General features: G+C 59.9%; 12 protein-coding genes. 3 read left to right on the forward strand and 9 right to left on the reverse strand.

Features of this window, described 5'->3' with window-relative positions; genetic code table 11:
* Window positions 1-2: 2 nt before the first annotated feature.
* From ACA079_RS13645 to ACA079_RS13655, 3 genes are all read right to left on the reverse strand, one after another.
* Window positions 3-632, reverse strand: coding sequence for a glutathione S-transferase family protein (locus ACA079_RS13645; protein WP_497703909.1), 630 nt, complete (start codon window positions 630-632; stop codon window positions 3-5).
* Between the two features lie 78 nt (window positions 633-710).
* A complete protein-coding gene (locus tag ACA079_RS13650; protein ID WP_497703910.1) occupies window positions 711-2,660 on the reverse strand; it encodes a DNA topoisomerase III in 1,950 nt (649 codons plus the stop codon).
* Window positions 2,661-2,778: 118 nt separating this feature from the next.
* Complete coding sequence (locus ACA079_RS13655; protein ID WP_497703911.1) at window positions 2,779-5,010, reverse strand: C1 family peptidase; 2,232 nt, start codon at window positions 5,008-5,010, stop codon at window positions 2,779-2,781.
* A 266-nt stretch (window positions 5,011-5,276) separates the two neighbouring features.
* Here ACA079_RS13655 and ACA079_RS13660 point away from each other — a divergent pair, with 266 nt between their 5' ends.
* Window positions 5,277-5,645, forward strand: a complete 369-nt coding sequence (locus tag ACA079_RS13660) for a DUF427 domain-containing protein (protein WP_497703912.1) — start codon at window positions 5,277-5,279, stop codon at window positions 5,643-5,645.
* A 68-nt stretch (window positions 5,646-5,713) separates the two neighbouring features.
* Here ACA079_RS13660 and lldD read toward each other — a convergent pair whose 3' ends face one another.
* From lldD to ACA079_RS13675, 3 genes are all read right to left on the reverse strand, one after another.
* Entirely contained in the window at window positions 5,714-6,856 is a 1,143-nt protein-coding gene (lldD, locus tag ACA079_RS13665; RefSeq protein WP_056741692.1) for an FMN-dependent L-lactate dehydrogenase LldD, read from the reverse strand.
* 102 nt (window positions 6,857-6,958) lie between these two features.
* A complete protein-coding gene (locus ACA079_RS13670) occupies window positions 6,959-8,581 on the reverse strand; it encodes an MFS transporter (protein WP_497703913.1) in 1,623 nt (540 codons plus the stop codon).
* A 154-nt stretch (window positions 8,582-8,735) separates the two neighbouring features.
* Window positions 8,736-10,385 carry a GMC family oxidoreductase gene (locus ACA079_RS13675; protein ID WP_497703914.1) on the reverse strand — a complete coding sequence of 550 codons (1,650 nt, stop codon included), beginning with the start codon at window positions 10,383-10,385 and terminating at the stop codon, window positions 8,736-8,738.
* Between the two features lie 121 nt (window positions 10,386-10,506).
* On the opposite strand from ACA079_RS13675, the gene ACA079_RS13680 reads away from it, so the two are divergent.
* Window positions 10,507-11,391, forward strand: coding sequence for a LysR family transcriptional regulator (locus ACA079_RS13680; RefSeq protein ID WP_497703915.1), 885 nt, complete (start codon window positions 10,507-10,509; stop codon window positions 11,389-11,391).
* A gap of 123 nt (window positions 11,392-11,514) precedes the next feature.
* Here the strand turns inward: ACA079_RS13680 and ACA079_RS13685 are convergent, their stop codons facing one another.
* Window positions 11,515-11,919, reverse strand: coding sequence for a carbohydrate-binding module family 20 domain-containing protein (locus ACA079_RS13685; protein ID WP_497703916.1), 405 nt, complete (start codon window positions 11,917-11,919; stop codon window positions 11,515-11,517).
* Window positions 11,920-12,146: 227 nt separating this feature from the next.
* Between ACA079_RS13685 and ACA079_RS13690 the strand changes: the two genes are divergently transcribed.
* Complete coding sequence (locus ACA079_RS13690; protein WP_497703917.1) at window positions 12,147-12,362, forward strand: DUF4287 domain-containing protein; 216 nt, start codon at window positions 12,147-12,149, stop codon at window positions 12,360-12,362.
* A 1-nt stretch (window position 12,363) separates the two neighbouring features.
* On the opposite strand, the gene ACA079_RS13695 is transcribed toward ACA079_RS13690, so the two are convergent.
* Entirely contained in the window at window positions 12,364-13,782 is a 1,419-nt protein-coding gene (locus tag ACA079_RS13695) for an ATP-binding protein (RefSeq protein ID WP_497703918.1), read from the reverse strand.
* Complete coding sequence (locus ACA079_RS13700; RefSeq protein ID WP_497703919.1) at window positions 13,779-14,441, reverse strand: response regulator; 663 nt, start codon at window positions 14,439-14,441, stop codon at window positions 13,779-13,781. The genes ACA079_RS13695 and ACA079_RS13700 overlap by 4 nt, the downstream gene beginning before the upstream one ends.
* Window positions 14,442-14,443: the final 2 nt, after the last annotated feature.

Below are 14,443 nucleotides of genomic sequence, written 5' to 3' on the forward strand. Positions count from 1 at the left end.
ACTCAGTGGGGGGCGAAATCGTATTTTCCACCTTTTTTCAGTGCGGCTTGATAGGCCGGGCGAGCCTGAAAGCGTTCAATCCAGGCCGCTATATGAGGATAGTCACCGAGCTTGCCTTGGGCTCTGGCGATCTCACCGATAAAACTCATCTGGATGTCGGCGGCGCTGAACTCATCGCCCAGCAGGTAATCGGACTGGCTCAGAGCCGTGTCGAGGTAGCTCAGGTAGTTGGCCACCTCCGAATTGATCCGCGGATGCAACGGCGCGCCGGCTTCACCGAGACGCCCCACGTACAGGTTCAACATCAACGGCAACATTGCCGAGCCTTCGGCGAAATGCAGCCACTGCACGTATTCGTCATAGGCGGGGGTGGACGGATCGGGTTGCAGGCGACCGTCGCCATGGCGGCGAATCAGGTAGTCGATGATCGCCGAGGACTCGATCAGCTTCTGCGCGCCGTCTTCGATGACCGGTGATTTACCCAGGGCATTGATCGCTTTCAATTCCGGCGGTGCCAGGTTGGTCTTCGGGTCGCGCTGATAGCATTTCAGCTCGTAAGGGATGGTCAGTTCTTCCAGCAACCAGAGAATCCGCTGGGAACGGGAGTTGTTCAGGTGATGCACGATAATCATGGTCGATGCCTTCTCAGAAAATGGGGCTGTCGCTGGGCTTGAAGAACACTAGACCCTTTTGGCTCGCTCGAAGTGCCCTCAAGCCTTGCTCGCCGGTTTTGCCGCGCGTTTAGTGCCGGTCGAGGGCTTGCGTTTGGCGGGCTTGCGCTTGTTTTTCCAGGGTGTGGCGCCGCGCCCGGCGGGGCTTGCCGGTCCGCTGATGGTCAGGCTCAGGCCGGCGCAACGGGCGACCTGTTTGCTCATCCACGCGGCTTGCTTGGTGACGAATTCTTCGAGGCTCATCTCGCCGCTCTGCACCATGTCCAGCGCCTGCTCCCAGATCGCCGTGGTCCCGGGGTCGGCGATGGCACGCGGCACCGCATCGATCAGGCTGAACGCGGCCGGGGTGGCGGCCAGGGCCTTGCCGTTCTTGATCAGATAACCACGGTCGAGCAGGCCCTGGATGATCGAGGCGCGGGTCGCTTCAGTGCCGATGCCGGTGGTGTCTTTGAGTTTCTGCTTGAGTAGCGGATCTTCCACCAGTTTGGCGACGTTCTTCATCGCCTTGATCAGATCGCCTTCGGTGAACGGTTTGGGCGGTTGGGTCCAGAGGTCCTTGAGCTTGACGTCGGCCACCGCGCAGTCACGTCCTTCGGCCAATGCCGGCAGCGTTTGCGGCGCCGGTGCTTCGCGGCCCTTGGCCGGGGCAAGGGCCTCGGGCAGGGCGCGCTTCCAGCCGGGTTCGACGATCTGCTTGCCGACGGCACGCAAGGCTTCACCGGCGCAGTCGAAGTCGGCCTGGGTCCGGTCGTATTCATGGTTGGGCAGAAACTGCGCCAGATAACGCGCGCGGATCAGGGTGTAGACCGCCCGCTGCTTGCCCACCAGCCGATCGAGGTTTTTCGCCGCGGCCGTGGGGATGATGCCGTGGTGAGCGCTGACCTTGGCGTCGTTCCAGGCCCGTGAGCGGCGCTGAGGCTCCAGGAAATCGTTCAAGGCGTTCAGTGCCGGATCAGCCTGCCTCAGCGCGGCCAGAATGCCCGGTGCTTCGCTGTGCTGACTCACGGGCAGGTAACCGCAGTCGCTGCGCGGATAGGTGATGACCTTGTGGGTTTCGTACAGGGCCTGGGCGATGTCGAGGGTTTCCTGGGCGCCGAGCCCGAGCTTCTTCGAGCAGACTTCCTGCAAGGTGCCCAGATCGAAGGGCAGGGGTGCGACTTCGCGCATCCGCTCGGTGCGCAGTTTGATCACCCGGGCACTCGCCGCACTGCCAATGGCTGCCGCTGCATTTTGCGCCAACGCCTGATTCAGGCAGCGATCCTGATCGTCGCAAACCTCGGAGGCCGCACGCCACTGGGCGGTGAACGTGGTGCCGTCGTGCAGCAGATGCACATCGATGGCCCAATAGGCGACCGGCACGAAATCGGCGATGCTGCGGTCGCGATCCACCACCAGGCGCAGGGTTGGCGTTTGCACCCGACCGACCGGCAATACGCCCTGATAACCGGACTGACGCCCCAGCAGTGTGAACAGCCGACTCATGTTCATCCCGATCAACCAGTCGGCCCGCGAGCGCCCGAGTGCCGAATGGTAAAGGCTAAAGGTCTCGGCCCCTGGCTTCAGGGCCGCCAACGCCTTGCGGATCGACGCATCGTCCAGCGCCGACAGCCATAGCCGCTGGATCGGCCCGCGATAACGGCAATGCTCCACCAGTTCCCGGGCGATCATCTCGCCTTCACGGTCGGCATCGGTGGCGATCACCAATTCATCGGCCTCGCCAAGCAGCCGCTTGACCGCTTTGTACTGGCTGGCCGTTCGCGGTTTGACGGTCATCTTCCACTTCTCTGGAATGATCGGCAGATCCGCCAGCACCCAACGCTTGTAACGCGCGTCATAGGCGTCGGGCGGCGCGGTTTCCAGCAGATGGCCGATGCACCAGGTCACCGTGACGTCCGTTCCCAGCCAGCAGCCGTCGCCACGACGCCTGGCGCCGAGGACGGCCGCAATGTCTTTGGCCTGGGAAGGTTTTTCACAGAGGTACAGCCGCATAACCACCATCGCTCATCAACTGTCGAGAGGTGGACAGAATGGCGGCTGATGAGCGATGGAGCAATCTTTATCTGTATGGATGTACAGTCGGTGCGTTGCGATTCATTGCACAGGCTCCTCAGTAGTTCAGGTTGACCACCGGCTGGTCCAGCTTCGCGCCGGGCTCTCGCCTGAGAATGGTCAGCAACGCTGCGGTAATCACGTTCACATCGTTATCGAAGCCTCCGTGGGAAGTGTCCTTTTTCTTGCCCGCGCCATAGTTCATTTTCGGATCGTTGAAGATATGCAGGGTTTGCGCGAACGCTTCGGGAAGCCCGCGACCCGTTGCGGCAAACCCGGTCGGAATGGTTTTCCCAAAGTAAAACTGGTTCCACTGTTCGGTCATGTTTTTGGCGGCGATGTTCCACTCCGCCAGATCGGGATTGCTGAAGTCCTGGCACTGCTTGTCCAGACTTTTGGCCATGCCCAGCAGCGGCATGCGTTGCAGTTCTTCATAGGCTCGGGAAACGAGGTACAGCAGGGATTTGTGGTACACGCCGATGACGTTGTCATCCTGTTCACGACTGTCGGACATGAGGTGAATGTGGAAGTCCTTGCGCTTCAGGCCTCCACCTTCGATGACTTTGCGGTAGGTCTGGTTGGCGAAATCGAGGGTGCAGGCCGGTGCCATCAGCGTCGACGTTTCGGTGGGCAAACCCCTGGCCCACAGCAGTTGAATCAAGTGGCCATTGATCAGGGAGCCCGCGGAGTGGCCGATCAGGTGCAGCTCGACGTTTTTCTTGCCCATGTCGGCGACCAGGTTTTTCAGGTTCTCCGCCATTTCCACCAGCCCGCGCGGGGTAAAGCCGGCCACTGAGGCGGCTTCGGCGTTCTGTTTCATCTGGCTCCACTGGTCGCCGCCGGGTTTTTTGGTCGCCAGTTCCAGCGTGCGATCGAAGCCTTCCACGGCTTTGTCCTTGATGGCCTTCAAGGCATCGCTGATGCTGCCGGCTTCGGGAAACAGCCCGGGCAGGGTGTCCTGGACGATATCCGCCAGCGTCTCGAGCGCTCCGGTGCGCCAGGTGACAAACAGCGGATAGATGCCGTTTTCAAGGAAGTAGGGCGCCATCGCACAAATGCGATTGATCGAATCCTGCTCGGAATTGAGCCCGCCGTGGGCGATGACGGCGATGCGCAGCACAGGGGGTTTGTTTGCGGCCGGCAGCTTGTCGTACCAGGCGCGAGGCGCCTCGAAGACGATGCGCTTGACGCCCGCCCGGACGTTTTCCACGTCGGTAAGGCGAGGGCCGATGCTGCCATTGTTTTCCATCACGATGGTCAGGCCGTAAGCCTGATCCTTGGTCAACAGCGGCGGCCCTTTGCGATCGGGCTCGCAGGCACTGGCCGTGAACAGGGAAAACCCTTCGCGCTTGGCGCTGGAACTGGACAGCGCGCTACGAAACGGTGATTGAGCGCCAGTCCTGGCGCCTGAAGGGCGTGCGTTTTGCGATAACGCGCCGCGTTCGATCGGCACCCCGAGGGCCATGGTCCAGGCGTCGGTGCCATTGGCCAGCCAGTCCTCGAACGTCAGGATGGCGAAGCCGGAAAATCCCCAGTCGGTTGACCAGGAGTTCTGCACGATGAACCCCTGACTGGTGTACCCGATCAAGGCAAAGGCGTGACCGCCCTCACTGGCTGCCGGCCATTTGATGACGGGCAGCGCAGACATGCTCTGGAATTCCACCGCCGGCTGTTTTTTGCCTTTGGGCCGCATCAGTGCCCAGCCTTGATGCACATTGGCAGAGACGAAAAGCGCGCCGGCCTCGTACAGCGCCGCCATCATGGCGGTGACATCGTCCTTCTCGACACGGTAGTAAACCCCCAGCGGCCGCGTCATGGCATCCATCGCCCAATTCTCCGCCGGTGCTTCAAAGGCCGGAACCGATCCGTCCGGCTTGACGGTATAGGGCCACAGTTCCTGCGCGCAGACGCCGTGTTTGTGCCAACCCTTCAACGCGCCGCGACAACTGGAACCCACATAATCCTCGCCTGGCCATTCATCATAGAGTTTGGCCAGATGATAAAGCTGGCGCGGACTCGTTTTGGTGGAAGCCCTGTCTCGCCGCCACAACAGAAAATTGACCACCGCTGCCAGTCCGAACCCGGTGCACGCGCCTTCGCTGCCCTGGTAGAGCACCATGTTTTTGTCCAGGTAACCCGAGAGTTCGGAGGCAATGTCCTTGTCGGCGGGCCAGGAGGGCGGCAGTGACTGGACACGAGGGGTAAAAATGCGATCGCGCAGGTCGAGGCGATCCGGACGGGCGTCGAGGGTGATGATTTTCTGGTCGAGGGAAAACTGTGTGGCGGGCATGAGGGGACCCTCAAGTGTCTGAGACTCAAATCCCCACGCCATGCCACGACTGCCTGTCTGAGCAGCAGGGACGTCAACGATCCTATTGATCGTAGACGATGTTTCACCGGGCTTTGAACGTTTGCCCGCTTATATCGTCGAGAGAAGCTCTCTCCCGTTCGGCTGCGAAGCCGTCGTGAGTGCAAAATCTGGGTTATACCTGAAAGTCGTGGTCTCAGGTTTTGGGGCTGCAGCGCAGCCCATCAGCATCATGAGGAACGTATTTCATGAAAAGCACTGGTCCTAGTCCTGTCATCACCATCGCAGAGCAGCCGGGCTGCCTGCTTGTAAAGTTTCACGGTATTCAGGTGGCCGCGTCCGCACGGGCGCTGGTGTTGCTCGAGGCCAACTATCCTCCGGTGTATTACGTACCGCGGGAGGATATCGATGAAAAGTACTTTGCCCGCACCGATCACACGAGTTATTGCCCCTACAAGGGCGATGCCAGCTATTTCAGTCTGCAAATCCCGGGACATGAGGGCGCTAACGCGGTGTGGAGCTATGAAGACCCCAAAGTGTCGGTAGAGCAGATTCGCGGCTACATGGCGTTTTATCCCGATCAAGTGACCTTTGAAGTTCTCAAAGACGTTGAGTGAGGGGCGCTTTCCAGGCATCAACGAAAACGCCGCGCATGGGCGCGGCGTTTTAAGGTCAGGTGTTCAGCTCATCGAACAGCATCCACCAGCGTGGATTCATCAATCTGACTAATCGAAGTCACCCCGGTCAAGGTCATGGCGACGCGCATTTCCTTGGCGAAGATATCCAGCATATTTTCCACCCCACGTTGACCGTCGGCCGCCAGTGCATAAGCCATGGAGCGCCCCAGCAATACGCCTTTTGCGCCCAGCGCCAACATCCGTACGACATCAAGTCCCGAGCGGATTCCCGAGTCGACCAGCACCGTCAGATCATTACCGATGGCTTGCATGATGGGTGGCAATGCCTTGGTGGTGGAGAGCACGCCGTCCAGCTGTCTCCCGCCGTGGTTCGACACGACAATGCCATCCGCGCCAAAGCTGACCGCGTCTCTGGCGTCCTGAGGATCAAGAATGCCTTTGATGATCATCGGGCCTTTCCAGAACTCACGAATCCACTCCAGGTCACTCCAGCTGATTGAAGGGTCGAAGTTGTTGGCCAACCAGCCCATGTAGTCTTCGAGGGTGACGGCTTTGCCAAGGTACTTCGAGATATTGCCCAGGTCGTGTGGACGTCCCATGACACCGACGTTGAATGCCCAGTCGGGTTTGGTCATGGCCTGAAGCATTCGCCGCGATGATGCAAAAGGACCTGACATGCCTGAGTGTGCGTCCCTGTATCGGGCGCCCGGCGTGGGCATGTCCACGGTAAACACCAGGTTTTTCACACCGGCGGCCTTCGCCCGCTCCAGTGCATTTTTCATGAAGCCTCTGTCCTTCAACACATACAGCTGAAACCAGATGGACTGTTGGCTTTGTGCCGAGACCTCTTCGATCGAGCACACCGATACCGTCGACAGGCACAGTGGAATGCCTTTGTTTTCCGCCGCTTTTACCGCCTGCACTTCACCACGACGGGCGAACATGCCCGTCAGGCCGACCGGGGCCAATATGATCGGCATGGAAAGTGGTTGATCGAAGAGGGTAGTTTCAAGGCTCAGGGTTTCGACGTTTTTCAGAATGCGCTGACGCAGGCTGATGCCCGTCAGATCAGCGCTATTGGCCCTCAGCGTGTGCTCTGCGTAGGCCCCGCCATCAATGTAATCAAACAAAAAACGCGGGAGTTTGCGACGTGCTGCCTCGCGATAGTCAGATGCGGATGAAATGATCATGGTGCCTCGGTCTGGTGAGTGGCGGGGCGATGGTTGCGTCGAGCGTAGAGTCAGATTAACGAAAACGCCCCGCATTGCGGGGCGTTTTTTTTGCTCGTGCTGTCAGTTGGTATCCAGGTCTACGTTCTTGGTCTCACGCAAACAGATCATGCCCACCACCAGGCTCACCCCGGTAATCAGCACCGGGTACCACAGCCCGTAGAAGATGTCCCCGGTGTACACCACCAAGGCAAACGACACTGTTGGCAGGAAACCACCGAACCAGCCATTACCGATGTGGTACGGCAGGGACATCGAGGTGTAGCGGATGCGGGTCGGGAACAGTTCGACCATCAGCGCTGCCAGCGGGCCGTAGCACATGGCGGAGATGATGATCAGCGCCACCATCAGCGCCACGATCATGGACTTGTTGACCTGTTGCGTATCGGCTTGTGACGGATACCCCGCCAGGGTCACGGCGCCACGCAGGGCTGCTTCATCGTAGCCATCGAGTTTCACTTCACCAACGCTGACCTGCACGGCGCTGCCGGCAGGTAGAGCTTCGCTGTTGTAGGGAAGGCCCTGTTTCACCAGGAAGGTTTTGACCTTGTCGCAAGGGCTATCAAATTTCGCCTTGCCCACCGGGTCGAACTGGAAGGTGCAGGTGGCCGGGTCCGCCAGCACGGTGATCGGTGCCTGACGGCTGGCCTGGTCGATGGCCGGGTTGGCGTAGTGGGCGATGGACTTGAAGATCGGGAAGTACAGTGCAGTCGCCAGCAGCAAGCCGATCATCAGTACCGGTTTGCGCCCGACTTTATCCGACAGCCATCCGAAGAAAATGAAGAACGGTGCGCCGATGATCACGCTGACGATCAACAGACTGTTGGCGAGCGCCGGGTCCATTTTCAGGAACTGGGTGAGGAAGAACAGCACGTAGAACTGCGCCGCGTAGAAGGTCACGGCTTGCCCGGCATTGATGCTGAACAGGGCGATCAGTACGACTTTCAGGTTTTCCCATTTGCCGAAGGAATCGCGCAGCGGCGATTTGCTGAGTTTGCCTTCCTCTTTCATTTTCACGAACGCAGGCGACTCGTGCAGGCTCATGCGAATCCAGGTCGAGATGCCCAGCAGAATGATCGAAAACAGGAACGGAATCCGCCAGCCCCAGACTTCGAACTGGTCACCGGTGAAGTAGCGGCAACCGAGCACCACCAGCAGCGACAGCAGCAAACCGAGGGTCGCAGTGGACTGAATCCAGCTGGTGTGGAAACCGCGTTTACCCATCGGTGCGTGTTCGGCCACGTAAGTGGCAGCGCCGCCGTATTCACCGCCCAGGGCCAGGCCCTGAAGCATGCGCAGCACCACGAGGATGATCGGCGCGGCAATGCCGATGCTCGAGTAGGTCGGCAGCAGCCCGACGCAGAAGGTCGCCAGGCCCATGAGGATGATGGTCGCAAGGAACGTGTATTTACGCCCGATCATGTCCCCCAACCGGCCGAACACCAAGGCGCCGAACGGCCGCACGATGAAGCCGGCAGCGAAGGCCATCAGCGCAAAGATGAACGCCGTGGTGTCGTTGACCCCGGCGAAGAACTGTTTGCTGATCACCGCCGCGAGGGCGCCATAGAGGAAAAAGTCATACCACTCGAAGACCGTCCCGAGTGACGAGGCGAAGATGACTTTTTGGGTTTCCTTGCTGGTGCCCGCGCTGCGCACGGCTTCCAGAGGCTGAACATGTTCTGACATATCGGTATCCCTCACAGTGATTGTTTTTTTTGTTCCACTGGTGTTGCGTAGTCCTTAAAGGGGGTAATGCCCAACGTCCGCGAATCAAGTGCAACCCCTGTGGGAGCGAGCTTGCTCGCGATAGCGGTGTATCAGTCAACATTAATGCTGGAAGTCATACCGTCATCGCGAGCAAGCTCGCTCCCACAGGGGGACTGTCGGCAGTAGCGGCAAGCATCAGTTGCGCGGCTTTTTCGGCAATCATCAGCGTAGGCGAACAGGTGTTGCCCGAGGTGATGCGCGGCATGATCGAGGCGTCGGCGATGCGCAGGCCTGGGATGCCGTGAACGCGCAGTTCTGCATCGACCACCGCATCCGCGTCGTTGCCCATGCGGCAGGTGCCGACCGGATGGAAAATTGTTGTTCCGATACGCGCGGCGGCTTCGTGCAATTGTTCGTCGCTCTGCAAACTATCTCCGGGCAAGTACTCCACCGGTTTGAACGCTTGCAGGGCCGGTGCGGCGACGATGCGTCGGGTCAGGCGAATGGCATCCGCTGCCACCCGCAAGTCTTCCGGATGGCTCAAGTAATTGGGCTGAATCAGCGGTGCTTCCTGCGGATCGGTGGAACGGATCTCGATGCGACCACGGCTTTGCGGGCGCAGATCGCACACCGACGCCGTGAAGGCGGGGAAGGCATGCAACGGCTCACCGAAACGCTCCAGCGACAGTGGCTGAACGTGGTACTCGAGATTCGCCGATGTTTGCTCCGGTCCCGAACGGGCGAAGGCCCCGAGTTGGCTCGGCGCCATGGACAGCGGGCCACTGCGGTCATACAGGTAGCGCAGGCCCATGCCCATCTTGCCCCACAGGCTGCCGGCAATTTGATTCAGCGTACGGGCGTTTTCCAGTTTGTAGATCAGGCGCAGTTGCAGGTGATCCTGCAGATTGCCACCCACACCGGGCAGTTCATGGGCAACGCCGATCCCCAATCGTTGCAGCAGCGGGCGAGGGCCGATCCCGGAACGTTGCAGGATGCTCGGTGAGCCGACGGAACCGGCGCACAGCACGATTTCCTTGCGCGCCTTGAAGGTTTTCGCCTGACCCTGCCAACGCGCGCTGACCGCTGACGCACGGCCGTTTTCCAGCAGCACGCGATCCACTTCGACGTCGGTCAGCACGGGGAGATTGGGCCGGTTGCGGATCGGTTTGAGAAACGCCTTGGCCGCGTTCCAGCGAATACCGGCTTTCTGGTTGACCTGGAAGTAGCTGCAGCCTTCATTGTCGCCCTGGTTGAAGTCATCAATGCTGGCGATGCCGCTTTGCTCGGCGGCGCTGCGGAAGGCATCGAGAATCGGCCAAGACAGCCGCTGACGTTCGATCCGCCATTCCCCGGCGGCGCCGTGAAACTCCGAGTCGCCGGCAAAATGGTTTTCGCTCTTTTTGAACAACGGCAGCACGTCGTTCCAGCTCCAGCCGGGATTGCCCTGCGCCGCCCAGCCGTCATAGTCGCCGGCCTGGCCGCGCATGTAGATCATGCCGTTGATCGAGGAACAGCCGCCGAGCACTTTGCCACGCGGGTAACTCAGGGCGCGACCTTGCAGGCCGGGTTGCGCTTCGGTCTTGAAGCACCAGTCGGTGCGCGGGTTGCCGATGCAGAACAGGTAACCCACGGGGATGTGAATCCACGCATAGTTATCGCGGCCGCCGGCCTCGAGCAGCAATACGCGATTCTGCGGGTCGGCCGACAACCGATTGGCCAGCAAACAGCCGGCCGGGCCAGCCCCGACCACGATGTAGTCGTATTCATCCAGGGAAGTCTGCATCCGTGACCTCATGTTGTTGTTCTTGTTGTCGGTCATCCTAGTTGTTAGCTTTCGTCAAAAGAATGTTAGTTTTTGCGCAGCCGCTGTGCGTTTTTAAACAGCCCCACCTCAAGGACGGTTCATGTTCGACTGGAATGACCTGCGGTTTTTTCTCGAGTTGCAGCGTAGCGGGCGTTTGCTCACCGCTGCCCGCCGTTTGAACACCACTCACGCCACCGTGGCCCGGCACATTGAGGCCATCGAAAAGAGCCTCGGCACCGCGCTGTTTGTTCAGCATGCCCAGGGTTATGAGCTGACCCCGGCGGGCGAAGCGCTGCTCAAACACGCCGAAGCGATGGAAAACGTCGCGTTGCTGGCGCAGGAAGAAATCACCCAGTCCACGGCACCGCTGGGCAAGATCCGCGTCGGCGTGACCGAAGGGTTGGGCATCATGTTCCTCGCCAGTCGCATGAACGGCCTGTTCGAACGTTATCCGGGGCTGGAAGTGGAACTGGTGGCGGTGCCGCGGTTCGTCAGCATCCTCAATCGCGAGGCTGAAATCAGCATCCACCTCGAACGCCCGGCCGCCGACATGCTGGTCACGCGAAAACTGACTGACTATCGATTGGCGCTGTATGCCAGCCAGGAGTATCTGAATCGTTCGCCACCGCTGCGCAGCCGCGAAGACCTCGGTCGTCACGCGTGGATTGGCTATGTCGATGACTTGCTGTTCAGCCAGGAACTGATGTTTCTCAACAGCTTCTGCCGCAATCCGCAGGTGGTGTTTCACAGCACCAGCGTCATCGCCCAGCAACAGGCCGCGCGTTCCGGGTTGGGGATCGCCGTGCTGCCGTGTTACATGGCCAGCGCCGATCCCGGCCTGGTGCCGTTGCTGCCGGATGAGAGCATTCAGCGCAGCTACTGGATCAGCACGCGGCGTGAGTTGCACAAATCCGTGCGGTTGCGGGTGTTGTGGGATTACGTGGTGGAGTTGTGTGAGGCGGAGCAGGGGTTGTTGCTGGGATAACAAAGATCAAAAGATCGCAGCCTTCGGCAGCTCCTACAGGGATAGGTGTAGGAGCTGCCGAAGGCTGCGATCTTTTGATCTTGGGAGAGTGTCAGACTCATTTCCCAAATGCTCACTCATGCCTCAGAACGTGCCGATACTCTTTGTGGTGAAAGCCAACTTCACCGTGTTGTTGGAACCGGTCTGCCACTTTACGTCGGTCGGGTCGTTCTCTTTGCGCACGATACATTTCCATTCCACATCTTTGCCGTCGTCCGTGCCTGGGAAAAGTACCTTGCCGGTCCATGTAGAGTTGTTAGGGGCGGGTTTAGGGTCGAGCTTTACGGCCTTGGCCGGATCCCAATTCCCTAACTCCGGATGGTTGCCGACAACATACGCGCTGTAACCCGGCACGGTGTTGCCGTTATTGCATTGAAATTCCACTTGGTCTTTTAAGGGCACCCACGTGACACCTAGGGCATCGCGGAACACGGGCAGCATCACCAACAAGCAAACGCCCAGCGGTAATAGGTAACGATTGCGAGACATGATGAACACCTCAATTCATTCCAATGGGCGCAGCTTAGCCCCGGCCAAACTGAAAGTGACCTGTTAGAAATGACAGTTCTTTAGAGCGCTTCGCGATAGCGTCAATCGTTGCTTATTAACTGCGAGCTTGTTTGCGCTGGACTGTGCAGCCGTCCTGGTCTTCAATTCGTGGGATGAAGACAAGGAGAGTCCACCGACACTCCGTCGTGATAAAGGGAGCTTGTAGCATGACCGAAGATACAAAAGTGAAAGGCCCAGCGTCGTACTTCCCGTCAATCGAGAAAAAGTATGGGCAGCCAATCAGTCACTGGCTGGACCTGCTGGGAACAGTGGGTGCCAAGAAGCACATGGAAATGGTGGCTTGGCTGAAGACTGAGCATGGTATGGGGCATGGCCATGCGAATGCTTTGGTTGCGTATTATTTGGCGAGTTCACCCACCTGACTCATCCCTTGGGCGGCAGCTCGCGGGTAGTTCGCTGCAATGGACTGAGCCTTTGGCCGTCCGGTATCGACAGCGTTGCCCGCAGCCCGCCCTCCGGTCGGTTGACCAAGGTGATGCGTCCACCCAGCCGAGTCGCAATGGTGTTGACGATTGTCAGCCCCAACCCCGCCCCCTGGACGTTACCGCGACTGTAAAAACGTTCGAACAACCGGCCGCGTTCGGCTTCGTCGATGCCGGGCCCCTGATCTTCGACACTCAGAGAATAGAACCCGTCAGCCTGATCCAGCTGCACGGTGATGATGCCGTGCTCGGGGGAAAAATTTGCCGCGTTGCTGATCAGATTATTCAGGGCGATGTCGATGGCGGAGGCGTCAGCGACTACGTTCAGGGGCCGGTCGGTGGCGTCGAAGGTCAGCTCAAGGTTCTTGCTCAGTAACCAGGGCGTGAGCTGAACCAGGCTGTCGCGGACGGTTTCAGTCAGGTCGATGGTGTGCAGCACCGGCGTTATGGCTGTGGGCTCAAGACGAGCCATGGTCAGCAATTGGTTGACCAAACGGCTGGTTCGGTCCACGCCCGAAATCAGAAACGCCAGGGATTCCCGGCGCTCCTGTTCGGTGCCGGCCTCCAGCAGGTTTTGCGCATGTACCCGCAGCACCGCCAGGGGCGTGCGCATTTCATGGGCGGCATCGGCGATAAAGCGCCGCTCGCGGCCGAGCACTTCCTGGATCTGCGCGAGCATGCGATTGAGCGCCGCTTGCATCGGTTCGAGCTCGCTGGGCAGCGGGGTCAGTTGCAGCGGTTCCAGAGAACCGCTGTGCCGTGCCCGCAGCGTCGCCGCCATATCGGCCAGGGGCTTGAGGCCCCAGCCAATGGCCAACCACACCATCGCCACCAGAATCAGGCTGCCCAGCACATTGGGCCACAGGGTATGGCGCAGAATCCGGTCCACCAGGTCCGAACGCACATCGTCGCGTTCGCCCACCCATATCCGCAGATCCGTTTGTTTGTCTTCCAGCATGAACGCGCGCCAGTGCTCGTTGTTCAGATCCACCACATCGCTGAAGCCGGGTTTCGACGGGGGCTCGGTGAAGGAGGGCGCGCTGGCGGTGTGCACCAGCACTTCGCCCTGACGATTCCAGACCTGAAAGGCAATCTTGCTTTCATAGGGATGGCCATCGACCCTGGGCACCGCTTCGCCCAGGGCCTTGTTGAACGCCTGATACAGCTCGGCGTGTTCCTTGCTGGCCAGCGGCATGCGCATCACACCCTGCAGCAGCCGGGCGTTCTGTGCGAGTTGGGCGTCATAGACTTCGGCAATTTCGTGGTTGCTGTCGTGCCAGTTGAACACGCTGATCACCGCCAGACCGGCAAGCATCAGGCCGATGATCAGCGTCAGGGTGCGGTGCCGAATGGACGTCATCGACGCTCCTCCACCAGGTAACCGACACCGCGAATGGTACGGATCAGATCGGTGGAGAACTTCTTGCGCAGGTGATGAATGTGCACTTCCAGGGTGTTGCTTTCGGCTTCTTCGTTCCAGCCGTACAGCAACTGCATCAAGTGATCACGGGTCATGACCCGGCCCGGTGGCGAGAGTAGTTCGTGAAGCAGCTGATATTCCTTGGGCGTCAGCGCGACCGGTTCGCCCAGATAGCTGACTTGCTGGGTGCCGGGGTTGAGGCTGATGCCGGCGTGTTCGATCAGCATCTGCGCACGGCCGGCACTGCGCCGCAGCAAGGCCCGCAGACGCGCCTTGAGTTCGGCCAGATCAAAAGGCTTGATCAGATAATCGTCGGCCCCCGCATCCAGCCCGGCGATACGGTCTTCGGTGGCGTCCCGCGCGGTGAGGATCAGCACCGGCAGGTTGGAGCCGCTGTCACGCAGGCGGCGCAGCACTTCCAGCCCGTCCATGCGCGGCAGGCCGAGGTCGAGCACTGCCAGGTCAAAGGACTCACTGAGTAGCGAATGCAAGGCGCTGCTGCCGTCCTGCAACCAGTCGACGGTATAACCTTCGCGGCCCAGAGCCTGATGGATGCCTTCGCCCAGGGCCACGTCATCCTCGATCAGTAATAAGCGCACAC

The organism is Pseudomonas sp. LBUM1645, from assembly GCF_059716185.1.

Coding starts and splice junctions, on each gene's coding strand:
- ACA079_RS13645 (WP_497703909.1), bottom strand. CDS start 632: ATGATTATCGTGCATCACCTGAACAACTCCCGTTCCCAGCGGATTCTC.
- ACA079_RS13650 (WP_497703910.1), bottom strand. CDS start 2,660: ATGCGGCTGTACCTCTGTGAAAAACCTTCCCAGGCCAAAGACATTGCG.
- ACA079_RS13655 (WP_497703911.1), bottom strand. CDS start 5,010: ATGCCCGCCACACAGTTTTCCCTCGACCAGAAAATCATCACCCTCGAC.
- ACA079_RS13660 (WP_497703912.1), top strand. CDS start 5,277: ATGAAAAGCACTGGTCCTAGTCCTGTCATCACCATCGCAGAGCAGCCG.
- lldD (WP_056741692.1), bottom strand. CDS start 6,856: ATGATCATTTCATCCGCATCTGACTATCGCGAGGCAGCACGTCGCAAA.
- ACA079_RS13670 (WP_497703913.1), bottom strand. CDS start 8,581: ATGTCAGAACATGTTCAGCCTCTGGAAGCCGTGCGCAGCGCGGGCACC.
- ACA079_RS13675 (WP_497703914.1), bottom strand. CDS start 10,385: ATGCAGACTTCCCTGGATGAATACGACTACATCGTGGTCGGGGCTGGC.
- ACA079_RS13680 (WP_497703915.1), top strand. CDS start 10,507: ATGTTCGACTGGAATGACCTGCGGTTTTTTCTCGAGTTGCAGCGTAGC.
- ACA079_RS13685 (WP_497703916.1), bottom strand. CDS start 11,919: ATGTCTCGCAATCGTTACCTATTACCGCTGGGCGTTTGCTTGTTGGTG.
- ACA079_RS13690 (WP_497703917.1), top strand. CDS start 12,147: ATGACCGAAGATACAAAAGTGAAAGGCCCAGCGTCGTACTTCCCGTCA.
- ACA079_RS13695 (WP_497703918.1), bottom strand. CDS start 13,782: ATGACGTCCATTCGGCACCGCACCCTGACGCTGATCATCGGCCTGATG.